17 protein-coding genes and 1 pseudogene are annotated in these 22,955 nt (G+C 60.6%); 6 read left to right on the top strand and 12 right to left on the bottom strand.

The genetic code is table 11. The features are described 5' to 3' along the window. Positions 1 to 189: a hypothetical protein gene (locus KGB24_RS21935; RefSeq protein WP_028621608.1), complete on the bottom strand. Its 189-nt coding sequence runs from the start codon at positions 187 to 189 to the stop codon at positions 1 to 3. Between the two features lie 351 nt (positions 190 to 540). Here KGB24_RS21935 and KGB24_RS21930 point away from each other — a divergent pair, with 351 nt between their 5' ends. From KGB24_RS21930 to KGB24_RS29240, 3 genes are all read left to right on the top strand, one after another. Continuing rightward, positions 541 to 1,377: a S1 RNA-binding domain-containing protein gene (locus KGB24_RS21930; RefSeq protein WP_008034266.1), complete on the top strand. Its 837-nt coding sequence runs from the start codon at positions 541 to 543 to the stop codon at positions 1,375 to 1,377. A gap of 165 nt (positions 1,378 to 1,542) precedes the next feature. Continuing rightward, complete coding sequence (locus KGB24_RS21925; protein ID WP_008034264.1) at positions 1,543 to 2,475, top strand: DMT family transporter; 933 nt, start codon at positions 1,543 to 1,545, stop codon at positions 2,473 to 2,475. Between the two features lie 183 nt (positions 2,476 to 2,658). Next, a complete protein-coding gene (locus tag KGB24_RS29240) occupies positions 2,659 to 2,787 on the top strand; it encodes a PA1414 family protein (RefSeq protein ID WP_007914492.1) in 129 nt (42 codons plus the stop codon). A 93-nt stretch (positions 2,788 to 2,880) separates the two neighbouring features. On the opposite strand, the pseudogene KGB24_RS21920 reads toward KGB24_RS29240, so the two are convergent. The 6 genes and pseudogenes from KGB24_RS21920 to speB form a co-directional block, all read right to left on the bottom strand. Further along, positions 2,881 to 2,970: pseudogene (locus tag KGB24_RS21920) on the bottom strand (acyl carrier protein); the annotation flags it as partial. A 34-nt stretch (positions 2,971 to 3,004) separates the two neighbouring features. Then, a complete protein-coding gene (locus KGB24_RS21915) occupies positions 3,005 to 3,730 on the bottom strand; it encodes an MBL fold metallo-hydrolase (protein WP_008040969.1) in 726 nt (241 codons plus the stop codon). Positions 3,731 to 3,815: 85 nt separating this feature from the next. Then, positions 3,816 to 5,195, bottom strand: coding sequence for a sodium:solute symporter (locus tag KGB24_RS21910; RefSeq protein WP_008034261.1), 1,380 nt, complete (start codon positions 5,193 to 5,195; stop codon positions 3,816 to 3,818). 205 nt (positions 5,196 to 5,400) lie between these two features. Beyond that, positions 5,401 to 6,912, bottom strand: a complete 1,512-nt coding sequence (locus tag KGB24_RS21905) for a purine-cytosine permease family protein (RefSeq protein WP_008034259.1) — start codon at positions 6,910 to 6,912, stop codon at positions 5,401 to 5,403. Between the two features lie 54 nt (positions 6,913 to 6,966). Further along, positions 6,967 to 7,389: a YybH family protein gene (locus KGB24_RS21900; RefSeq protein WP_008040968.1), complete on the bottom strand. Its 423-nt coding sequence runs from the start codon at positions 7,387 to 7,389 to the stop codon at positions 6,967 to 6,969. A 9-nt stretch (positions 7,390 to 7,398) separates the two neighbouring features. After that, complete coding sequence (gene speB, locus KGB24_RS21895) at positions 7,399 to 8,349, bottom strand: agmatinase (protein ID WP_008034256.1); 951 nt, start codon at positions 8,347 to 8,349, stop codon at positions 7,399 to 7,401. A gap of 344 nt (positions 8,350 to 8,693) precedes the next feature. Between speB and KGB24_RS21890 the strand changes: the two genes are divergently transcribed. Both KGB24_RS21890 and KGB24_RS21885 read left to right on the top strand, forming a co-directional pair. Then, a complete protein-coding gene (locus KGB24_RS21890; RefSeq protein ID WP_008034255.1) occupies positions 8,694 to 9,587 on the top strand; it encodes a LysR family transcriptional regulator in 894 nt (297 codons plus the stop codon). A 4-nt stretch (positions 9,588 to 9,591) separates the two neighbouring features. Beyond that, positions 9,592 to 10,188, top strand: a complete 597-nt coding sequence (locus KGB24_RS21885) for a tRNA-uridine aminocarboxypropyltransferase (protein ID WP_223416560.1) — start codon at positions 9,592 to 9,594, stop codon at positions 10,186 to 10,188. A gap of 135 nt (positions 10,189 to 10,323) precedes the next feature. Here KGB24_RS21885 and KGB24_RS21880 read toward each other — a convergent pair whose 3' ends face one another. Genes KGB24_RS21880 through KGB24_RS21870 form a run of 3 tightly spaced genes read right to left on the bottom strand, consistent with a single transcriptional unit; the run spans position 10,324 to position 15,226 of the window. Continuing rightward, the gene (locus KGB24_RS21880) at positions 10,324 to 11,679 is read right to left on the bottom strand and encodes an HlyD family type I secretion periplasmic adaptor subunit (RefSeq protein ID WP_223413878.1); all 1,356 of its coding nucleotides are present in this window, start codon (positions 11,677 to 11,679) and stop codon (positions 10,324 to 10,326) included. A gap of 10 nt (positions 11,680 to 11,689) precedes the next feature. Continuing rightward, positions 11,690 to 13,849 (bottom strand): type I secretion system permease/ATPase, encoded by a 2,160-nt coding sequence (locus KGB24_RS21875; protein WP_008034252.1) that lies wholly within the window; start codon positions 13,847 to 13,849, stop codon positions 11,690 to 11,692. 18 nt (positions 13,850 to 13,867) lie between these two features. Next, on the bottom strand, positions 13,868 to 15,226 hold the full coding sequence (locus KGB24_RS21870; RefSeq protein ID WP_008034251.1) for a TolC family outer membrane protein: 1,359 nt from the start codon (positions 15,224 to 15,226) through the stop codon (positions 13,868 to 13,870). Positions 15,227 to 15,816: 590 nt separating this feature from the next. On the opposite strand from KGB24_RS21870, the gene KGB24_RS21865 reads away from it, so the two are divergent. Further along, the gene (locus KGB24_RS21865) at positions 15,817 to 21,498 is read left to right on the top strand and encodes a retention module-containing protein (protein ID WP_223474869.1); all 5,682 of its coding nucleotides are present in this window, start codon (positions 15,817 to 15,819) and stop codon (positions 21,496 to 21,498) included. A gap of 71 nt (positions 21,499 to 21,569) precedes the next feature. Here KGB24_RS21865 and KGB24_RS21860 read toward each other — a convergent pair whose 3' ends face one another. Both KGB24_RS21860 and KGB24_RS21855 read right to left on the bottom strand, forming a co-directional pair. Then, positions 21,570 to 21,965, bottom strand: coding sequence for a YbaN family protein (locus KGB24_RS21860; RefSeq protein WP_008035838.1), 396 nt, complete (start codon positions 21,963 to 21,965; stop codon positions 21,570 to 21,572). Between the two features lie 10 nt (positions 21,966 to 21,975). Then, entirely contained in the window at positions 21,976 to 22,563 is a 588-nt protein-coding gene (locus KGB24_RS21855) for a YecA family protein (protein ID WP_008035840.1), read from the bottom strand. Between the last annotated feature and the right edge of the window lie 392 nt (positions 22,564 to 22,955).

Genomic DNA, 22,955 nt, shown 5'->3' with positions numbered 1-22,955 from the left:
TTATTTTTTGCCCAAGGTAATCTGCTTGGACGGGCCGAACGTCTGGCCGCTGACGCCTTTGGCAATTTGCTGGATCTCGCCGCCGGATTTGAGGAACGCAGCAATCTGATTGTTGATCGATTCGCTGGTTTCAACGGCTGGAGCTGGCTTTGCTTTGCTGGTGGATGCTTTTACGCGCATGGCGGCCATTAACCTGTAGAAAATTAACTTGGCCACGCATCGTACAGGAAATACTTGACAATTGCTTGGCAAATATCCCCCTGAAATACACATCACAAAAGCGCCATTAATCGCAAGTTATTATTCGAGTTATGTCCCTAAGCTGCTGTTTTAAATAAGAACATCGGTGGGGAAGAATGGATTTTTACCTGGCTGGAAGGGCGATGAATCGACAGGTCGGCCTGACGAGCGGACAGACCCGCCTGTCAAACCCCAGGAAAATTAAGGCCCCCAGAGGATTTTCTCGCGCCACCGGGCCGGGCGCCGAACGCGGCCTGCAAAAACGGGTAGAATGCCGCCCACGCAATGAGGGTATTGGAAATGGCTTTAGTCGGGCGTTACAACAGTTTGCAAGTGGTTAAACACACTAACTTCGGTTTATATCTGGACGGTGGTGCGGACGGCGAAATCCTTCTGCCTAATCGTTATATTCCCAAAGATATTCCCAGCGAAGATGAAGACTGGCTCAACGTTTTTATTTATCTGGACAGCGATGACAAACTCATCGCAACTACCGAAAAGCCGAAAGTTCAGGTCGGTGAATTCGCCAGTTTGAAAGTCGTTGAAGTCAACAGCATCGGCGTCTTCCTGGATTGGGGCTTGCCGAAGGATCTGTTGCTGCCGTTTTCCGAAGAAAAGCGTCAGATGACCGCGGGCGAGTACGTCGTGGTGCATGTCTACCTCGACAAGCACACCCGTCGTATCACCGCGACCGCGCGTCTGGACCGTTACCTGGACAAGACCCCGGCCAACTACACCCCTGGCCAGGAAGTTGATCTGCTGGTTGCCGAAGCCACCGATATGGGCTTCAAGGCAATCATCAACAACAAGCACTGGGGCTTGATCCACAAGAACGAAATTTTCAAGTTCATGCGCGCCGGTAAAGAAGAGAAGGGCTTTATCAAAGAAGTCCGTGCCGACGGCAAGATCAGCCTGAGCCTGCAACCAGTGGGCGAAGAAGCCGCCACCAGCCTGAACTCGAAGATCCTCGCCAAGTTGCGCGACAACAACGGCGCGCTGCCGGTGAGCGACAAGAGCGATCCGGCGGTGATCACCAGCATGTTCGGTGTCAGCAAGGGCAACTTCAAGAAGGCCATCGGCGCGTTGTACAAGAATGGCCAGATCGTCATTCATGCCGATCGCATTGAACTGAAGTGACGTCGCGCAAGATGGCGTCCGTGGTGACTTGAAGGTCTCCCACAGGCTACTTTTTCTGGCCATCTGGTTAATAATCGACAGCATAATTATTTGCCCCGACCTTGAGTCGGGGCTTTGCTTTCTACTGTGAGTCACTGCCATGGACTGTGTTGTCGAGGTGTTCCGGTGAGCGCCACCCGGCGTAGCGCCGATGGGTTTGCCCTGCAAGTGATGGTCGGGTTGTGCCTGATCTGGGGCGTACAGCAAGTCATGATCAAGTGGGCTGCGCCGGACATCGCGCCAGTCATGCAGGCTGCCGGTCGGTCAGGCATTTCTGCGTTGCTTGTAGGATTGCTGATCTGCTGGAAGGGCGGTTGGGATCAGGTCAGCCATACATGGCGCGGTGGATTACTGGCCGGCGCGCTGTTTGGACTGGAGTTTTTCTTCATTTCCGAAGGCTTGCAGCTGACCACGGCCGCACACATGTCGGTGTTCCTTTACACGGCGCCGATCTTCACCGCGCTGGGCGTGCACTGGCTGTTGCCGAGTGAGCGTTTAAGACCGGTGCAATGGTTGGGGATTTTTCTGGCGTTTGTCGGGATTGCCATCGCGTTTGCCGGTGGGGTGTCCTGGGACAACCTCGATCACCGCATGTTGATGGGCGATGCACTGGGCGTATTAGCCGGTGCCTCCTGGGGGGCGACCACGGTCGTGGTGCGGGCCTCGCGCCTGTCGGAAGCGCCGGTGACGCTCACGTTGTTCTATCAGTTGATTGTCGGTTTCGTCGGCCTGCTGCTGATCGCGATGCTCAGCGGCCAGGTTACCCACGTCAGTCTGACGACCGTGGCCGTGGCCAGCGTGCTGTTCCAGGGGCTGGTGGTCTCGTTTTTCAGCTACCTGACGTGGTTTTGGCTGTTGCGCCGGTATCTGGCGGCGAACCTCGCGGTGTTTTCGTTCATGACGCCGTTGTTCGGTGTCACGTTCGGTGTGGTGTTACTGGGTGAGGTGCTGAGTCTCAACTTTGTCATCGGTGCCGTGCTGGTGCTGCTCGGTATCACGTTTGTCAGCGCTGAGCAGTGGGTGCGCCGTCGTTTGCGCAAAGCCCTTGGCCAGCAGTGACCGGTCAACCCAGGGTGTCGATCCAGGCCCAGGCGATTGCCTGAGCTAATGGTCAGGTATTTTGATCAATTCAGTAACAGATCATTGCGGATTTTGCCGAGCATTTCGTAGGACTTCGGACTATTATCAGTGCGAAGGGGCTACAGAATTTCAGCCGCTCGGCACTACCCTGAAGGGGGCACCATGAAAGAGAAAATTCAAAACTGGCTGCATGACCTGGGTGTCGCACTCGGTTTGATCGAACCGCCTCTGCAACCTGTGCCTATTCGCACTGACGATGAACAGCGTCGACGCCAGCAGCGTCGTCGGTAACGTCAAGGCCTGGAACACCGCAGCCGTGTTGTAGCAGCTGTCGACGGCTGCATTCGGCTGCGTAGCAGGTGTAAATTCAAAAATCGGGCGAAATCAGTACCGCCCGATCTCCATCAAAAACCGACTCAGATCATTCGCCGTCCTGGCGATTTTGAGCATCCGGTCTTCTTCGGCGCTAAATGCCTGTTGTTTTCCCTGGTGTCGAGTACAGCAGGCGTCAGCCATGCGAGCGCTGCCACTCATCAATCATCGTGCGCAGATGTTCCCCGGAAAAACTGCCGAAATGCCCGCCATGCACGGTGCGGATCGGCAGCTCACGCAAGCGTTGCAGACTGCGCGCGTAGTCGTCGAGGTTGGAATGGTAAGCGTCTTCGATCAGCGGCCCGTCGTAGATGATGTCGCCGCTGAACAGGGTTTCGGTCGCAGCTTCATACAGGCTGATGCCGCCCGGTGAATGTCCCGGCGTATGCAGCACCTGCAATACGCGATTGCCCAGATCCAGCACGTCACCTTCCTCGATCATTCCCGTGGCCGGCGCGGCTTTGACCCGGTATTCGGCGTAGCACAGCGGGCAATCAGGATGCGCCTCGAACATATCGTCGCCGACAAATGCCCGGCTCAAATCGTTTTCGCCGTCAGGTGCCGCCAGGATGTCGGCCTCGGCAGGATGCACCAGGCGTTCGGCAAATTCGTGATGGCCGGCGATGTGGTCGAAATGGCAATGACTGGCCACCGCCACCAATGGCCGTTCGGTGATCCACGGCAGTTGCTCGCGCAGGCTCACCAAACCGGAGCCGCTGTCCAGCAGCAGGTCCTTGTCACGGCCCTGAATGTGCCAGAGGTTGCATCGGTAGAAGGGACGGATGTAAGGCTCGTGAATCAGACGGATGCCGTCGCTGAGTTGCTTGACCTCGAACCACTGATCGCGAGAAACAATCTTCATCAAAGGTTTTCTCCAGGCGAAAAAAAACGGGTGTGGCAACCGACGCCACACCCGTCGAAGAAAGCATCAAGTCGTTATAGAAAGCTTAGATGGCGTTCGCCACCGCAGCCGGGCGGCGAGACATCAGGCTCACCACAATGAAGCTCACCAGACCTGCGAGCAGGCTGTAGTAGATCGGGGTGTTGGCATCCAGACCGTCCTTGACCATGAACAGCAGAGCGGTTGCGAAGCCCAGGCCCATGCTGGCGATGGCGCCGGCGGTAGTGGCGCGTTTCCAGAAAATCGCACCCATCAGCGGGATCAGCATGCCGCCGACCAACAGGTTGTAGGCCAGGGTCAGGGCGCTGATCACATCGTTCACCACCAGGGCGATACCCAGCACGACAATACCGGTCAGCAGCGTCACCAGGCGGTTCAGGCTCAGGCTCGACTGTTTACCGCCACGCAGTTTAGGTAGCAGGTCTTCGCTCAGAGTAGTGGCGGCAGCCAACAGGCCTGCGCTGGCGGTGGACATCATGGCGGCCAGTGCAGCGGCGATGACCAGGCCACGGATACCGTCAGGCAGCGACAGTTTGACGATGGCGGCGAAAGCGTTGTTGACGTTGTCCAGATCCGGGATCAGTACGTGAGCGGCCATGCCGATCAGGGCGCACGCCAGACCGTAGATGATGCAGTAGAGGCCTGCGGCAGTACCGGCGTATTGCGCGACCTTGGCGGTCTTGACGGTGAACACCCGTTGCCAGATGTCCTGACCGATCAGGATGCCGAAGAAGTAGATCACGAAGTAGGTGATGATGGTGTCCCAGCCGATGGTGGTGAAGCTGAAGCTCGCCTCCGGCAGTTTGGCCACCAACTGATCCCAACCACCGACGCGGTACAGGCAGATCGGCAACAGGATGAACATCAGGCCCACGGTCTTGATGACGAACTGGACGATGTCGGTCAGGGTCAGGGACCACATGCCGCCGATCGCCGAATAAATCACCACCACGCCACCGCCGACCAATACCGACAGCCAGAACGGCAGGTCGAACAGCACTTGCAGTACGGTGCCGATGGCCAGGATCGAAACCACGCCGATCATCAGTGCATACGCCAGCATGATCACCGCGCTCGCGGAGCGGGCCATCGGGTTGTAGCGTTTTTCCAGCACTTGGGTAACGGTGTAGATTTTCAGTTTCAGCAGCGGTTTGGCGAGGAACAGGTTCAGCGCCACGATCCCGCAACCGAGAGCCGCGCAGAGCCAGAAACCGGAAATGCCATGGACGTAGCCCAGGCGCACGGTGCCGACGGTAGATGCGCCGCCCAGAACGGTAGCGGCCATGGTGCCCATGTACAGGCTCGGGCCGAGGTTACGACCGGCGACCAAAAAGTCTTCGTTGGTCTTGGCCTTGCGCATGCCGTAGTAGCCGAGTATCAGCATCGCGGCGGCGTAGATGAGTACGACGAATAAATCCAATGCCATGATGGCGAGTCTCCGATTGTCTTTTTTATGGTGAGGCGAAAATCAATCCCTGTGGAAAAACCCATCCCTGTAGGAGCAAGGCTTGCCCGCGAAAGGAGCGCCGCGGACAGTCAGGCAGACCGCGTCATCGTTCTTCGCGGGCAAGTCGGAACGCCGCATCGCTCGCTCCTACAGGTAATGCGTTTGCCACAGGTAATGCGTTTAATCAGGCGGCTTGTCGCAACGCCGGTTTACCGAGCGAATCCGTGCTCTTGCTGCGTGGATCATTCGGGCCGAACACCGCAGCCGATTCCGGGAACAGGCTCAGCAGCGCCAGGTACACCAGCGACGCCAGGCCGAGAGTTACCGGCAGGCTGATGTCGATGCCATCCGCCAGGTTCCCCAGTACACCCACGAATTGCCCCGGCAGGTTCACAAAGCACAAACCGACCAATGCACTCGGGATCCAGGCACCCAGCCCACGCCAGTTCCAGCCGTGGGTGAACCAGTAACGACCGCCTTTCTCGCCGCGGGTGAACACTTGCAGGTCATCCGGGCAATAGAAGCCGCGGCGCACCAGCAGGCCGATGATCATGATCACCATCCACGGAGTGGTGCAGGTGATGATCAGCACGGCGAAGGTCGACACGCTCTGCACCAGGTTCGCCGCAAAGCGACCGATGAAGATGAAGGCAATCGACATCACACCGATCAACAGGGTGGCCTTGACCCGCGACAGCACACGCGGGAACACGCTGGACATGTCCAGCCCGGTGCCATACAGCGAGGTGGTGCCGGTGGACATGCCGCCGATTACCGCAATCAGGCACACCGGCAGGAAGAACCAGCTCGGCGAGACGGCCAGCAGGCCGCCGACGTAGTTGTTGGCGGCGATGTAGTCCGGCGCCTTGATCGCTACGATAGTGGCGGTGGCGAGGCCGAACAGGAACGGGATGAACGTTGCGATCTGCGAGATCACCACCGCGGCCATGATCCGGCGCTTGGAGGTTTCACGCGGGATGTAACGCGACCAGTCGCCGAGGAACGCGCCGAAGGAAATCGGGTTGCTCATCGCCACCAGCGCAGCGCCGATGAAGGCAGCCCAGAAACCCGGTTGGCCCATGCTCACGGTGCCGGCGTAGTTCACATCGAAAGGACCGGCGAAAGCGAAGATGCCCAGCAGGAACAGCAGGCTGGCGCTCCACACCGCGATCTTGTTGACCCACAGCAGGAAACGGAAGCCGTAGATGCAAACCGTCAGTACCAGGATCGCGAACAGACCGTAGGCCAGGCCCAGGGTCAGGTCGGTTTCCGGCAGGCCGATCAGGCGTTTTGCGCCACCGATCAGCGCATCACCCGAACTCCACACCGAGAGCGAGAAGAAGGCGATGGCGGTCAACAGCGACAGGAACGAACCGACGATCCGCCCGTGCACGCCGAAGTGCGCACCGGAAGACACGGCGTTGTTGGTGCCATTGATCGGGCCGAACAGGCCCATCGGCGCGAGGATCAGCGAGCCCAGCAACACGCCCAGCACAATCGCCCAGACGCCCGCCTGGAATGACAGGCCGAACAGCACCGGGAAACTGCCGAGCACGGCGGTGGCAAAGGTATTGGAACCGCCGAAGATCATCCGGAACAAATCCGTCGGGCCTGCGGTGCGTTCGTTGTCCGGGATCTGTTCGACCCCGTAGGTTTCAATGTGCGTAAGGCTTTGGTCGTTGTTGTTGTTATTCATGATCTGCTCCGATCATAAAGGCGCGCTCATCGTGTGTGAGCGTCACCTGTTTGGCTAAGGGGTTGGCAGCCCTTCCGGCATTGCGGACAAATGTTCGTGGCAGGCCAGCCATAGGCCTTGTTGTTCTTGGCCAGACGCTTGTTTCTTGAAAACAATCGTCTCGCGCTCCTGGCTGAAGTGTTGCTCCCCTTGCATGCGCAGCTCGGTGGCCACGTCATGGATGAAAATCGCGACGTCACCTTGCAGGCTGACGAAAGCGTTGCTCGAGGTGCACGACAGCACCTCGAAGCCATCCTCGGCACGCCAGGTGTCCCACAACGCCTGATAGGCATCGCGCGACAGCAGAGGCTGCTCGAGGGTGTAAAAGACGAAGCTGGCATCGGCGCTGAAGGCGCCGAAGTAGGCTTCGCGATCGTTACGGGCAAAGGCTGCCACCAGATCGGCGGCAGCGTGCAGAACCTGATCACGCTCGTTCATGACCAATCCTCAGCGGTGGGCCACGCCAGGCAGTACGCAGAGCATTTCGTACAGCAGGTTGGCGCCCAGCAGCGAGGTGTTGCCGGTGGTGTCATAAGCGGGCGAGACTTCTACCAGGTCGCAACCGACCAGGTCGAGACCTTGGCAGCCACGAACGATCTCGATTGCCTGAATGGTGGTCAGGCCGCCGATTTCCGGAGTGCCGGTGCCAGGTGCCCAGGCCGGGTCGATACCGTCGATATCGAAGCTCAGGTACACCGGACCGCCGCCGACTTTTTCGCGAACTTCGGCCATCAGGGGGGCCAGGGATTTGTGCCAGCATTCTTCGGCCTGAACCACACGGAAGCCCTGATTGCGGCTCCAGTTGAAGTCATCGGCGGTGTAGCCCTGAGCGCGCAGGCCAATTTGCACTACACGGTCGCAATCCAGAAGACCTTCTTCGACGGCGCGACGGAAGGTGGTGCCGTGGGCGATTTTCTCGCCGAACATGTGATCGTTCACATCGGCGTGAGCGTCGATGTGCACCAGGCCGACCTTGCCGTGCTTTTTGTGGATGGCACGCAGGATCGGCAGGGTGATGGTGTGGTCGCCGCCGAGGGTCAGGGGGATCACATCGTGTTCAAGGATGTTGTCGTAGGACTCTTCGATGATCCGCACGGCGTCGAGCAGGTTGAAGGTGTTGATCGCGATGTCGCCGATGTCGGCAACCGACAGCGAGTCGAACGGTGCCGCACCGGTGGCCATGTTGTACGGGCGGATCATGACCGATTCGGCGCGGATTTCACGCGGCCCGAAACGGGTGCCAGGGCGCAGGGAAGTACCGATGTCCAGTGGGATGCCGATAAAGGCAGCGTCCAGGCCGGCAGCGGTAGGTACATGGGGGAGTCGGAGCATGGTGGCGATGCCGCCGAAGCGCGGCATTTCGTTGCCGCCCAGTGGTTGGTGAAGAATCTTGTCCACGGGTAGGGCCTCATCGTCGTTGTTTTATTTATGTCGGTTGCACCGCACCGGGGAGGCTCGGGCACCGTTAGGGGCCGATTCTGCGAAATGTAGTGGCCGGGAAGAATCGCTACGGACAAATACTTAGTTCAGATTTTTCTAAACTAATGGCGGGAGGGGGGATAGACTTCCCGGCTTGAGGGATGGGTTGTCCATGCAATCGAATCGCCGGCAAGCCGGCTCCTACAGGTTGAGCATAATCGTCAATGCTGCACGACCCTGTAGGAGCCAGCTTGCTGGCGATCGGTTGCGCAGCAACCGCCGTCAAACAACGCGGACTCACCGATACACGCTACGGAGCCCCCATGGCCAACGCTTTACCCGACCTGAAACTATTACGCATCTTCGTCAGCGTGGTCCGCCATCAGGGGTTTGCCAACGCCCAGCAAGAGCTCAACCTCTCGACCTCGGCGATCAGCACCTACATGAGCCAGCTCGAAGCGGCCCTCGGCCTGGTGCTGTGCCATCGCGGGCGCGGCGGTTTCAGCCTGACCAGCAAAGGCGAGCTGTTCCATCAGGAAACCCTGCGCCTGCTCGGCGAACTCGAAGGCTTCGAGCAATACGCGGCGGCGCTGAAGGGCGAATTGCGCGGTACGCTGAACCTCGGCGTCATCGACTCCACCGTCAGCGACAAAGCCTTGCCGTTCGCCGAAGCCATCGGCGCCTACAGCCAGGAACACCCGGCCGTGCATTTGCACCTGTCGGTGATGAGCCCGTACGAGCTGCAACTCGGCGTGCAGGACAACCGCCTCGACCTGGCCATCGGCGCGTTTTCCACGCGCATGAGCGGGCTGGTCTACATGCCGTTGTACCGCGAGCAACACTGGCTGTATTGCAGCAGCCGTCATCCGCTGTTCACCGAGCGGCGCATTCCCGAACAGGTCATCACTCAGCAACGCATGGTCGGCCGCGGCTATTGGAGCCAGGCCGAACTGGCGCGCCACGGCTTCAAGCACAGTGCCGCGACCGTAGAAAGTATGGAGGCGCAGTTGATTCTGGTGCTGTCCGGCGCCTACATCGGTTACCTGCCGGAGCATTACGCCCAGGCCTGGGCCGACAAGGGTGATTTGCGCGTGTTGCTGCCGGCGACCTTCGGTTACCAGGCGCCGTTTTCGATGATCATGCGCCGGGGCCGCAGCCGCGAACCGTTGATCCAGACCTTCCGCGACCTGCTCAAGGCGCAGCTCAATCAGGCTTGAAACCATGTCCAGAATCCAATGCCCGCGCTGCCTGCGCCCGCAAACCCACTGCCTGTGCCCATTGATCCCGAGCCTCGACAGCCGCACTCGGGTGTTGCTGCTGCAGCATCCGAGCGAAGTGAACCATGCGCTGAACACCGCAAGGCTGGCGGCGTTGGGGTTGAACAATGCCGAATTGGTTGTGGGTGAGGTGTTCGAGGATTTGCCGGCGCTGTTGAATCAGCCGGGCTATCAGGCGCGATTATTGTTTCCGGCCGATGATGCGCAACCGATGCAGGCGTATGCCGCAAACGATGAGCCACTTTTGTTGGTTGTTCCGGACGGCACCTGGCGCAAGGCGCGCAAAATGCTGCACCTCAATCCGTTGCTGGCGGCATTGCCCCGAGTGACTTTGGTGGCGGGCGGCGTGTCGCGGTATCGCTTGCGCAAGGCGCCGGCGCCGGGGGCGTTGTCGACGGTGGAGGCGATTGTGCAGGCGTTGCAGACGCTGGAAGCGCCTGTCAGTTTCGAGCCGTTGTTGAAACCGTTCGAGGCGTTGATCGAGGGGCAGATTGCGGCGATGGGGGAGGAGGTTTTCCAGCGCAACCATGGTCCGCAATAGTCGTCAGTGAGGGCCTCTTCGCGGGCAAGCCTCGCTCCTACAGGTATGCGTAATGTCGAAATCAACGCATAACCTGTAGGAGCGAGGCTTGCCCGCGAAGAGGCCGGGTCAATCACCAAATTTTTCGGAAAGTTATTACCGCTCCCGCATCGCCTCTGTCCGGGCCTTAAGCACCGGTTTCAGCAGATAATCCAGCACACTTTTCTCCCCGGTAATGATATCCACCGTCGCCACCATCCCCGGAATGATCAGCAGCGGTTTCACATCCCCGCCCAAGTGGTTTTTATCGGTTCGCACCTGAATCAGATAGAAGCTGTTGCCCTTGTCATCGGTGATCGTGTCCGCACCAATCAACTCAAGCCTGGCACTCAACCCACCATAAATCGTGTAGTCATACGCACTGAACTTGACCATCGCTTTCTGCCCCGGATGCAGGAACGCCACGTCTTGCGGGCGCACCTTGGCTTCGATCAGCAGGTTGTCTTCGATGGGCACGATTTCCACCATGTCGCTGCCCGGCTGGACCACGCCGCCGATGGTGTTGACCTTCAGCACTTTGATAATCCCGTGCACCGGCGATACCACCGTGGTGCGGCTCACGCGGTCGTCGATGGCGATGCTCGACGCGGTGATTTTCGACAGCTCGGTGCGTTTCTCATTCAGCTCTTTCGCCGCGTCCGAACGGAAGGTTTGTTCCGACTCGTCGATCTTGCTTTTGATCTCGTTGATCGCCGACTCGGCGCGAGGTATCGCCAGCGTCGTGGCATTCAGCGAACCGCGGATTTCCACCGCGCTGCGTTTGAGCCGCAGGATTTCCACCGGCGACACCGCCCCGGTGCCCACCAGCGGCGCAGACATGTTCATCTCTTGTTGCAGCAGCGCCAGGCTTGAACTGTATTGACCCTGTTTGGAGCGGAATTCCGCCAGTTCCTGGGTTTTCTGCCGCAGTTGTTCGGTCAGGGTGCGTTGCTCGCTGGCCAACCGGCGTTGCCGTTGTTCGTACAGCGAACGCTCGTCCTCGGCCACTTGCGGGGCTTTGGCAATCACCTCCGGCGACAATTTGAACGGCCGCCCCTCGGCCTCGGCGGACAGACGTTCGACCTGCGCGGTCAAGGCGTAACGATCCGCTTCACTCTCGCCCTTGTTCGACAGAAACCGTGTGTCATCCAGGCGCAGCAATGTGTCGCCCTTGTTCACCATTTGCCCTTCGCGCACGAAGATTTCGGTGACGATGCCGCCCTCCAGGTTCTGGATCACCTGCACCTTGCTCGACGGAATCGCCTTGCCTTCGCCCATGGTGACTTCCTGCAACACGGCGAATTTGGCCCAGACCACGGCGCTGATGATCAGCGCAGCGGCGAGCCACACGGTGATCCGCGACCAGCGCGGTGAATCCTGCAACGAAGCGCCGGCCGTTTCCGGCATGAACTCGCTTTCGGCGCTTTTGCTGAAGCTGTCGAAGTAGCCGCGTGAGCTTTGTGACGATGACATGAGCGGACTCCTAGACGGCCGCAGAGCCGACACGGCCCTTGCGCAGTGCATCGATGACCGCTTCTTTCGGACCGTCGGCGACGATCCGCCCGTTGTCGAGCACCACCAGCCGATCCACCAGGCTGAGCATCGAGGTGCGGTGGGTCACCAGCAGCAAGGTTTTGCCCTGGACCCAACCGTGAAGTTTTTGCCGCAAAACATCTTCGCTGCTGTTGTCCATGGCGCTGGTGGGTTCGTCGAGCAGCATGATCGGCGGGTCGAGCAACAAGGCGCGGGCCAGCAATACAGCTTGGCGTTGCCCCCCCGACAACAACTGCCCGCGTTCGCCGACGGGGCGGTCAAACCCTTGTGGGTGTTGACGCGCGAGCTCGGTGACGCCGGTCAGTTCGGCCACTTCCAGCATCCGCGCATCGCTGATATAGCGTGCGCCGAGTGTCAGGTTGTCGCGCAGGCTGCCGGCCAGCAGTGGCAGGTCATGGGCGACGTAACCGATCTGCTGGCGCAGGTCGGCGACGTCCAGTTGCCGCAGGTCCAGGCCATCAAGCAGCAACTGGCCTTCCTCCGGTTCGTAGAACCCCATAACCAGTCGCCCCAAGGTGCTTTTGCCCGAGCCGCTGCGACCGATGATGCCGACCCGCTCACCGGGTTTGAGGCTGAAACTGATGTTGGCCAGCGCTGGTGCATTCTGGCCGTTGTAGCGAAAGGTCACGCCGCTGACGTCGAGGGCGCCTTGCAGTTGCGTGCGCTCCAGTGGCCGCTGTTTCGCATCGCGCTCCTGCGGCAGGCCCATCAGCGCATCGGTACTTTTCATGGTCAGTTGCGCTTGCTGATAGCGCGTGATCAGCCCGGCGATCTGCCCCAGCGGTGCAAGAACGCGACTGCCAAGCATGTAGGTCGCCACCAGCGCGCCGACGCTGAGGTTGCCGGCGATGATGCTGTAGACCCCGGCGACGATGGTCGCCATGCCGGAGAACTGCTGGATGAACAGCGTGCCGTTGGTGGCCAGCGCCGAGAGGTTGCGCGCGTGGCTGTCGAGGCGGGTGAGGGCGCCGTGGGTGCTTTCCCATTTGTGCTGGCGCTCGCTTTCTGCGCTGCAGGCCTTGAGGGTTTCCAGGCCGCCGAGGGTCTCGATCAGCAGCGCCTGGCGTTCGGCGCCGAGGGTCAGGCTTTTTTGCACGGTGTCGCGCAGCCGTACCTGAATCACCATTGCGAACAGGATCGTGATCGGAAACGCCAGCAACGGAATGACTACCAGCCAGCCACCGAGCAGGCCGATCACCACTAGCATCAGCACGGCGAAGGGCAGGTCGATCAGGCTGGTCAGCGTGACGGCGGTGAGGAATTCGCGCAGGCCCTGGAAGTCATGGATGCTCTGGGCGAAACCACCGATGGTCGCCGGCCGCGCTTTCATCGACATGCCGGTGATGCGTTCGAACAAGGTCGCGGACAGGATCACGTCGGTTTTCTTGCCGGCGGTGTCCAGCAAATGCGCGCGGACCACCCGCAATGCCAGCTCGAAACCGGTGCCGATCAGCAAGCCGATGGACAGCACCCACAGGGTCGAAGTGGCCTGGTTCGGCACCACTCGGTCGTAGGTCTGCATCACGAACAACGGCACCATCAGCCCCAGCAGGTTGATCAGGAAGCTCGCCAGGATCGCATCGCTGTACAGCCATTTCGACAGCTTCAAGGTGTCGCGAAACCACGCCTCCACACGCGGCACCAGTGGCGAACGCAGGTCTTCGAGTTCATGCCGTGGTCGGGCGAACAAGGCCTGGCCGCTGTAGCTTTCGGCCAGCTCTTCACGGCTGACCCATTGCTCGCCGCCGTCGGCTTCGCTTGGCAGAATCAGCAGGCGACCATCATCGCCAAAGCGACGCAGCACGGCGGTGCGACCGTTGTCGAGGATCAGCAGCACGGGCAGGTTGAGCGCAGAAATGTCGTCCAGTTCACGGCGCAACAAACGCGCCTGCAAACTGGCCCGGGCCGCTGCGCGCGGCAGCAGGTCCAGGCTCAGGCGTTGGTGTGCCATTGGCAGCCCGGCACTCAGGCTGGCGCGACTGACCGTCGCGCCATGAAGTTTGCAGAGAATCAACAGACCGTCCAGGAGCGGGTCATCGAAGCTCAGCCGCGGATCGACACCAGTGTTGCCGGATTCCATGCTGGTCACATTGCTCGCTCCAGTACGCTACTTCAGTTCAGGCAAACGGGCTTCGTTTTTCACTTCGGTCCGGGCAATCGCGTCGGCGGGCAGCACCACGCGTTGTTTGCTCAGCAACTGGCCCATGTTCGCCAGCACGCGGTACATCGAGAATTCCTCGGTGTAGCGCACTTCGGTATAGCGACGGTTGGCGTTGTAGAGTTCGTTTTCGCTGTCGAGCACGTCAAGCAGGGTCCGTTGGCCGAGGCCGAACTGGTCTTGATACGCCGCCCGTACGCGGGTAGTGGTTTCGGCGTATTCGCGGGCGGTCGGGGTTTGTTTTTTCGCGTTGACCATGGCGTTCCAGGCCAGGTGAATGTTCTCGTTGAGCTGGCGCAGGGCATTGTTGCGGATGTCCATGGCCTGGTTGATCTTGTGCGCGTCGGAGGCCAGTCGCGCCTTGTCGCTGCCGCCGCGGAACAGGTTGTAGTTCATCACGACGCCGACGCGCCATTCGTTGTCGTGGCCTTCTTCACCGGCGATGTTGTTATTCGCCCCCACCGCGGCTTCAGCGTCGAAGCGTGGGTAGAACGGCGACTTGGCGACTTCGTACTGGCTCTCGGCCGATTGCACATCTGCCTGGGCCGATTTCAGGTACGGGTTGTTGTCGACCATGCTCTGTTGGGCATCCCGGATCGTGGCCGGCAATTCGCCGCGAATCGATGGCAGCGTTTCCAGTTCATCGGGCATGCGCCCTGTGACGGCGTAGAAATTCGCTTCGGCATCGGCCAGATCGACTTCCGCGGTGTCGAGGTTGTTTTCCGCGAGTGCCCGACGCGCCACGGACTGGTCGGCGTCAGCGGTGCTGCCGATCCCGCGCTGGGTGCGCAGGCCGATCTGGTCGTTGACTCGCAGGTGGGCTTGCAGGTTGTTCTTGGCCAGCGTCACCAGTTCGCGGCGCTTGAGCACTTCGAGGTAGACCTCGATGGTGCGCAGGGCCAAGTCCTGAGCAGTGCCCTGCGCGTAATAGGCCCGTGAATTGACCACGCCTTTGGTGCGCTCGACTTCGTTGGATGTGTTGAAGCCATCGAACAGCATCTGCCGCAGACGCAGTTCCGATTGGGTGTAGTTCAGGATTTCCGTGTGGTGATTGCCGAAGGCCCGGGTATTGGTGTTATCGCTGTACCCGCGCCCGTACGAGGCGTTCAGATCCACGGAAGGATAAAAGCCCCCTTTGGCGACTTTCACGTCTTCATCGGCCGACAGACGGCTGTCCACCCGCGACGCCAGTTCCGGGTGGGTCGCAAGGGTGCTCTGGATCGCCTCGGTCAGTGACATGGCGTGAGCCTGAGAAGTACAGGCCATGGCCAATAGAATCGCACTGCAGATGGGGTTCAATCGGCGCATGGGTACATCTCCCTGAGTCCTAATGGTGCTTATTAGTCGCCAATTATTTGACGACATTTATAGGTAAAACCGTTTCATGCTCGTTACAACAGAGCTAAGAACATTCTGGGAAGAATCTAAGAAGGATTTTTCATAAGGGTTATGCCAAAAAAAACTTATGCGCTCTGCAAAATCCAGCACATTGTTCACGTCGAAAGCCCTTGATTTATGAGCGTTAGGGCGCTCGAAAGGGCAAAAGGAAAGTTCCACCCACATATCGACTAGGGCGTAGAAGTGCTGGAGGGGAGGGACGCGAAACGGTTTTTTTGGTGACGGTTTTTTGTCACTTGATGGGTTCAGAACCGTTACGCATCGCTCACTGGACGAGGTGTTACCGAACAGGATCCCGATGCCTTTGATCGCAGAGGGTTTTATTCCGTAGCTGACACGTCGCCTGTGAGCGACACGCTTGGCGAGATAGTCGCCAGGGCAGCGGCTTGGTGTTGACAAGTTGCTCCCCGGAAGAGGCTCGCTGGCCACCGCTTGACCCATGAGCACGTTCTTCGCAAACAACAGGATGCCGACGGCAGTCGGCAGCGGAGGAAGTGCACATGGCTACGCTCATCGGTATCGTCAGTAAGGTCATTGGTCAGGTGTTCGCCGAGGCGAGCAACGGCACTCGGCGTGCTCTGGTCGAAGGGGACCGGCTGTTTGCGGGCGATCAACTGATCACCGGGGCCGAAGGCGCGGTGGCGGTGCACCTGCAAAATGGCCAGGAACTGACGCTCGGGCGTGGCAGCAGTCTGCAAATGAACCCCCAATTGCTGGTGGATCACGCCTCCCATGTGAATACACCTGAAGCGACCACGCCGACTCAGGCTCAACTGTCAGATGTCGAGCGAGTACAAAAAGCCATCGCAGCGGGCGACGACCCGACCCAAACCGCTGAAGCGACGGCGGCAGGGCCGGGCACACCGGGTGCGCCCGGCGGTGCATTGGGCGGCGGCCATAGTTTTGTGCTGCTGGAGGAAGTGGCCGGGCGGGTCGATCCTACTGTCGGTTTTCCCACAGCAGGCTTCAATGGTGTTCCCGAATTTCCCTTGGTGCGTCTGGCCGGTGATCCGGACAATGGCGGCAACGCGCCTGCTGCGCCGGTTGTTGTTGCTGATAATCCGGACGTTCCTGATACTCCGGACAACCCCGTCACCCTCAGCGGGCTGGACGTAGAGGGTGGCGAGCTGAGCGTCTACGAGAAAAACCTCACCTACGGCTCGGACCCCGATGCCCCGTCCCTGACCCAATCCGGCACCTTCACCGTCAACGCGCCGGATGGCCTGCAAACCCTGACCGTGGGCGGCATTGCCGTGGTCAGCGGCGGCGTGGCGGCAGCGTTTCCGCAATCGGTCGGCACCTGGCACGGCAGCACGCTAACCATCACCGGTTACGAGCCAGCGACCGGCGTGGTGAGTTACAGCTACACGCTGAATTACGACCGCAACCACCCGAATGCCGACGGCGCCAACAGCATCGTCGAGAACTTCGACGTCGTCGCGACCGACACCGACGGCAGCACCGCGACCGGGCAAATCAACGTCAACATCGTCGATGACACGCCGACCGCCAACCCTGATGCGACCTCGGTGGCGGAGGGCGGCATGGTCAGCGGCAACGTGCTGTGGAACGACGACGGCGGCGCCGATGGGCCGTTGTCCGGCGGTGGCGTGGTCGGCGTGCGCGTCGGCTCGGACACCTCGACCCCGGTCAGCGGCGGCCTCGACACCCACATCAATGGCACCTATGGCTACCTGACCCTCGACGCCGAGGGCAACGCCGAATACCACAGCTACCCGAACAGCGTGAACGGTCCTGGTGCGACTGACGTGTTCACCTACACCCTGCGCGATAATGACGGCGACGAAAGCACCACGACCATCACCATCGACGTCAACAACAGCTGCATCAGCGCGGCCGTCGACAACGACGTCACCGTTTACGAAAAAGCGCTGGACCTGAGCAAGGATGGCCAGGACCTCGCGGCGGGCACCGTCACCGGCAGCGAGCCAAGCCATACTGGCGAAACCGCCAGTGGCACGCTGGTCGGTTCGGTCAGCGGCGCGTCGGGCGCGATCACCTATGCGCTGGTCGGCAGTGCCACCGGCGCTTACGGGCAAATTGCGCTCAACCCCAACGGCACCTACACCTACACCCTGACCTCGCCGGCCAGCACCACGCCGCATGCGGACAACGGCGCCAATACCCTGAGCGAAAGCTTCACCTATCAGGCCACCGACTCTCTGGGCAACACCGTCACCAGCACGATCAAGGTCAACATTGTCGACGACGTACCCAAAGCGATGGATGACAGCAACGACGGTACCGCCACGCCAACGCACCTGACCCTCGAAGGCAACGTCCTGAGCAACGACGTGCAAGGCGCGGATCGCGTGCCGACCGGGCCGGACAGCGGACCGATTACCGCGGGCACGTTCACCGGGACTTACGGCACCCTGGTGCTGAATGCCAACGGCACGTACACCTACACGCTGAGCGTCAGCGATGCCGATTTCAAGGCGCTGCACAATGGCGGCGAGGGAAAGGAGAAATTCAACTACACCCTCACCGATGCCGACGGCGACATCAGCACTGCGACGCTGGAGCTGAACATCCATAACAGCCCGGTGACCCTCAACGGCCTCGACGTATGTGGCGGCGAGCTGAGCGTCTACGAGAAAAACCTCACCTACGGCTCGGACCCCGATGCCCCGTCCCTGACCCAATCCGGCACCTTCACCGTCAACGCGCCGGATGGCCTGCAAACCCTGAGCGTGGGCGGCATTGCCGTGGTCAGCGGTGGCGTGGCGGCAGCGTTTCCGCAATCGGTCGGCACCTGGCACGGCAGCACGCTAACCATCACCGGTTACGAGCCGGCGACCGGCGTGGTGAGTTACAGCTACACGCTGAATTACGACCGCAACCACCCGAATGCCGACGGCGCCAACAGCATCGTCGAGAACTTCGACGTCGTCGCGACCGACACCGACGGCAGCACCGCGACCGGGCAAATCAACGTCAACATCGTCGATGACACGCCGACCGCCAACCCTGATGCGACCTCAGTGGCGGAGGGCGGCATGGTCAGCGGCAACGTTCTGTGGAACGACGACGGCGGCGCCGATGGTCCGTTGTCCGGCGGTGGAGTGGTCGGCGTGCGCGTCGGCTCGGACACCTCGACCCCGGTCAGCGGCGGCCTCGACACCCACATCAATGGCACCTACGGCTACCTGACCCTGGACGCCGAGGGCAACGCCGAATACCACAGCTACCCGAACAGCGTGAACGGTCCCGGCGCGACCGACACCTTCACCTACACCCTGCGCGATAATGACGGCGACGAAAGCACCACGACCATCACCATCGACGTCAACAACAGCTGCATCAGAGCGGCCGTCGACAACGACGTCACCGTTTACGAAAAAGCGCTGGACCTGAGCAAGGATGGCCAGGACCTCGCGGCGGGCACCGTCACCGGCAGCGAGCCGGGCCATACCGGCGAAACCGCCAGTGGCACGCTGGTCGGTTCGGTCAGCGGCGCGTCGGGCGCGATCACCTACACCTTGGTCGGCAGTGCCACCGGCGCTTACGGGCAAATCGCGCTCAACCCCAACGGCACCTACACCTACACCCTGACCTCGCCGGCCAGCACCACGCCGCATGCGGACAACGGCGCCAATACTCTGAGCGAAAGCTTCACCTATCAGGCCACCGATGCCCTGGGCAATTCCAGCCTCAGCACGATCAAGGTCAACATCGTTGATGACGTGCCCAAAGCGGTTGCCTCGGAGCGTTCAGTGGTTGCTGCGGACATCGATTCCAACCTGCTGCTGGTGATTGATGTGTCCGGCAGTATGGGGGACGCTTCCGGCGTGGATGGCCTGTCGCGCCTTGCGTTGGCCAAACAGGCCATCAGCGCGTTGCTCGACAAGTACGACGATCTGGGCGATGTGAAAGTGCAGATCGTCACCTTCAGCAGCGGCGCCTCCGACAAGACCTCGGTCTGGGTCGATGTGGCGACCGCCAAGTCAATCATCACCGGCCTGTCGGCGGGCGGTAACACCAACTACGATGCGGCCGTGACGGTGGCGCAAACGGCGTTCGACACCAGCGGCAAACTGACCGGGGCGCAGAACGTCGGCTATTTCTTCTCTGACGGCAAACCCAACGAAGGCGCGATCGATCCTTCGGAGGAAGCGGCCTGGAAAGCATTCCTCGAAGAGAATCACATCAAGAACTACGCGGTCGGCCTCGCCAACGGGGTCGGCCAATCCAATCTCGATCCGCTGGCCTATGACGGCAGCGCCGGCCTTGGCAATGGCACCAATACCAACGCCGTCATCGTCAACGAACTCGGCCAGCTCAACTCGGTACTGTCGGGCACTGTGGTCGGTGCGCCGGTCACCGGTTCGCTGCTGGGCGAGGGCGGTACGTTCGGTGCCGATGGCGGTTTCATCAAAGCCATCACGGTCGACGGCACCACTTACACCTACGACCCCAAAGGCGACAACAACCAGGGTGCGCTGAACTTCAGCGGCGGCGCCAACCACGGCACTTTCAACACGGCCAATATCACCCTGAGCATTGCCACCGACGGCAAAGGCACCCTCGTGGTGAACCTCGACACTGGCGAATACACCTACACCTCGCAAAAATCCACGTCGGTGGTGATCACCGAAAACATCGGCTACACGGTCAGCGACAACGACGGTGACCTGGCCAGCTCGACCCTGGTGGTCAAGGTCGTTCCGAATGCGCCCCCGGTGGCGGTCGATGATCACGTCATCACCAACGTGCTGTCGGGCAATATCGTGGTACCTGGCGAGCTGTTGCTGGCCAACGACACCGACCCCAACGGCGATCCGCTCACCGCATCGCCAACCACCTTCAATACCGGCTGGATTGTCAAAGGCGCGGACTTTACCGGCAGCAACCAGAACTACAGTTTCACCGGCAACAACGCTCAATCGGTGACCATCGCCCGCAGCGCATTCGTCGCCAACACCGCAGCCATGACCGCGGTACTGGTGGTCAGCGGGGCGTTGGGCGAAGTCAAAAACAACAACACCAATGACGAGGATCGCATCACCGTTACCCTCAAACAGGGTGAAACCCTGAACCTCGATCACAACCTGGCGGCCGGTCACGTCACCCTGGAGTACTCGGTCAACGGCGGCGCGTTCATCGGCATCGGCGATGGCCAGACCATCACTGCCGCAGTGGACGGCACCTACCAGATCCACATCACCAACATCGATGACGGCGGGCAGGGCAACGGCAAAGGCGCGGAAAATTACCAACTGATCCTGACCGTCGACTACTCCGGCGCCCACAGCACCACCCCGGACTATCACGGCGCTTACGTCGCCGGCGACAACCATGGTGGCAGTGACAGCGCAGCGGTGACCATCAGCTATCAGGACGGTCACACCCTGACCGGCACAGCGGGCGACGATGTGCTGGTGGCGGGCACCGGCAACAACGTGATCAACGCCGGCGATGGCAACGATGTGCTCACCGCCGGTGCAGGCAACAACGAACTGTACGGCGGCGTCGGCAATGACTTGCTCTACAGCGGCGCGGGCAATGACTTGCTCGACGGCGGCACCGGTATCGACACCGCGAGCTACGCCCACGCCACCGCCGGGGTCAAGGTGGATCTGAGCCTGCTCGGCGCGCAAAACACCGTGGGTGCCGGCACCGATAGCCTGACCGCGATCGAAAACCTCACCGGTTCCAACTTCGACGACAAACTGACCGGCGACAACCACAACAACATCATCACCGGCGGCCTCGGCAACGACGTGCTCAACGGTGGCGGTGGCGATGACTTGCTCATCGGCGGCCTCGGCAACAACACTCTCACCGGTGGTGCCGGCGCCGACACCTTCCAGTGGCTCAAAGGCAACAGCGGCCACGACGTGGTCACCGACTTCACCCCGGGCACCGACAAACTCGACCTGTCGCAATTGTTGCAAGGGGAGAACGGCACCGCGGCGTCGCTGGATGACTACCTGCACTTCAAAGTCACCGGCAGCGGCGATTCACTGGTCACCAGCATCGACGTCAGCGGCATGGCCGGCGCTTTACCGAACCAGACCATCGAGCTCGCGGGTGTGAACCTTGCGAGCCATTACGGCGTGACGCCGGGTGCGGGAGGGGTGATTGCCGGCGGGGCGGATACGGCGACCATCATCAACGGGATGTTGAATGACCATTCGTTGAAAGTGGATACCGTGTGATCTGAAACCTTAAACAACAAACCCGCCATCCCTTACACAGGGATGGCGGGTTTTTTATTGCGGACGAACACTCAGGATCGATGCAGGGTTTTCTGCTTGAGGATGTAAATCGTCACCAGCACGGCACTGGTCAGCATGAATCCGCGTGCCCATGGCAGGGGCACCAGGTAGCAGGACAACAGAATGCTGACCCACATCAGACCAATGGCGTAGACCTTGCCCTTGAGCGGAATGCCGTTGCCATCGAGGTAGTCGCGAATCCACGGACCCAGCCGTGGGTGTCCCACCAGCCAGTTGTAAAAGCGCGGCGAGCTGCGGGCGAAACAGGCAGCCGCCAGCAACAGGAAGGGCGTGGTGGGTAATACCGGCAGGAAAATCCCGATCACCCCCAGCGCTACGCTCAGCCAGCCAATGGCCAGCAGTACGTAACGCAACATCAGGGAGCGGTTGCCTATGGGGTTGTCCATAGGCAAAACCTTAGTGGTGACGTGGCTTGAGGATCGCCGGTTTTTCGTCTGGCGCGTTGCACAGCAGGTACAGCGCGGTCAGGGCTTCCGGGATCTGCACGATCATGTCGTCCATCAGGTTGGCGTCGGCTGCGATGTCGGAGAATTCTGGCTGCTCGTCGAACAGACCCGAACCGACCATGATCGGCAGCAGCATTTCGCTGACTTCGTCTTCGGCGGTTTCGAACCAGGCCGCTTCGCGCAGGAACACGCCTTCCATGAAGCCGATGCACCAGCCACGCAGGTCGGAATCGTCCGGATCGTCGCCGAGGTCCAGTTCGCATGGCAGCTCGAACTCTTCATCGGACGCCAGTTGGCGGGCGATGTGAGCCTTGAGGGCCAGCAGGGTGGATTCGATGGCTTCACGCTCGGTGTCATCGGCGTAATGCGGCTCTTCGGCGAAGAGGGCGTCGATCCATTCACGGTCGGGAACGCTTTCGGAACAGATCGACAGCGCGGTGAGGTAGCCGTGGGCGGCCACGTAGTCCAGCGCCTCGTCATGCAGTTCATCGGCGTCGAGGAAGACTTGCAGGCGGGTTAGTTGCTCAGCGAAGGACATTAAAGGGCTACCTTGGGAATTAACAGATGCGGGAATTCTAGGCCTTCTTGAGCACTCAGGCCAGCCGCGCGGCATATTTGCACCCAGCGATTTTCCAGAACAGCGCATTCCTAGTAGGAGCGAGCCTGTTTGCGAATGCTGTGTGTCAGTCGGCGAGGATTTTGATGGTGTACATATCCATTCCTGCGGTTACGGCTTCTATCGGTTTCGCCCTTACGGCGAGTCACTTGGAAGAGCCCCAAGTAACCAAGGGCTCTTGCCCCTTTCGTTCGGTGCCTCGCTGTGGCTCGGCATACCCTCGCTCCGGTCCTGCTCCGTGGGCCCGCCGCCATCGGCCATCCATGGCCGGGGGCGGCTAACCCGGCATCCATGCCGGGTTGCCCACTACGCAG

Origin of the sequence: Pseudomonas sp. BF-RE-25, from assembly GCF_019956105.1 — a bacterium.
In the GTDB taxonomy this organism is placed as follows: Bacteria; Pseudomonadota; Gammaproteobacteria; order Pseudomonadales; family Pseudomonadaceae; genus Aquipseudomonas; species Aquipseudomonas migulae.
The sequence above is the reverse complement of the archived record's forward strand: the minus strand, read 5'-3'. Positions and strand labels throughout refer to the sequence as shown.

Excerpts from the sequence above, each read along its gene's own strand:
- KGB24_RS21935 (WP_028621608.1), bottom strand. The coding sequence starts at position 189 with ATGGCCGCCATGCGCGTAAAAGCATCCACCAGCAAAGCAAAGCCAGCT.
- KGB24_RS21930 (WP_008034266.1), top strand. The coding sequence starts at position 541 with ATGGCTTTAGTCGGGCGTTACAACAGTTTGCAAGTGGTTAAACACACT.
- KGB24_RS29240 (WP_007914492.1), top strand. The coding sequence starts at position 2,659 with ATGAAAGAGAAAATTCAAAACTGGCTGCATGACCTGGGTGTCGCACTC.
- KGB24_RS21915 (WP_008040969.1), bottom strand. The coding sequence starts at position 3,730 with ATGAAGATTGTTTCTCGCGATCAGTGGTTCGAGGTCAAGCAACTCAGC.
- KGB24_RS21910 (WP_008034261.1), bottom strand. The coding sequence starts at position 5,195 with ATGGCATTGGATTTATTCGTCGTACTCATCTACGCCGCCGCGATGCTG.
- KGB24_RS21905 (WP_008034259.1), bottom strand. The coding sequence starts at position 6,912 with ATGAATAACAACAACAACGACCAAAGCCTTACGCACATTGAAACCTAC.
- KGB24_RS21900 (WP_008040968.1), bottom strand. The coding sequence starts at position 7,389 with ATGAACGAGCGTGATCAGGTTCTGCACGCTGCCGCCGATCTGGTGGCA.
- KGB24_RS21890 (WP_008034255.1), top strand. The coding sequence starts at position 8,694 with ATGGCCAACGCTTTACCCGACCTGAAACTATTACGCATCTTCGTCAGC.
- KGB24_RS21885 (WP_223416560.1), top strand. The coding sequence starts at position 9,592 with ATGTCCAGAATCCAATGCCCGCGCTGCCTGCGCCCGCAAACCCACTGC.
- KGB24_RS21880 (WP_223413878.1), bottom strand. The coding sequence starts at position 11,679 with ATGTCATCGTCACAAAGCTCACGCGGCTACTTCGACAGCTTCAGCAAA.
- KGB24_RS21870 (WP_008034251.1), bottom strand. The coding sequence starts at position 15,226 with ATGCGCCGATTGAACCCCATCTGCAGTGCGATTCTATTGGCCATGGCC.
- KGB24_RS21865 (WP_223474869.1), top strand. The coding sequence starts at position 15,817 with ATGGCTACGCTCATCGGTATCGTCAGTAAGGTCATTGGTCAGGTGTTC.
- KGB24_RS21860 (WP_008035838.1), bottom strand. The coding sequence starts at position 21,965 with ATGGACAACCCCATAGGCAACCGCTCCCTGATGTTGCGTTACGTACTG.
- KGB24_RS21855 (WP_008035840.1), bottom strand. The coding sequence starts at position 22,563 with ATGTCCTTCGCTGAGCAACTAACCCGCCTGCAAGTCTTCCTCGACGCC.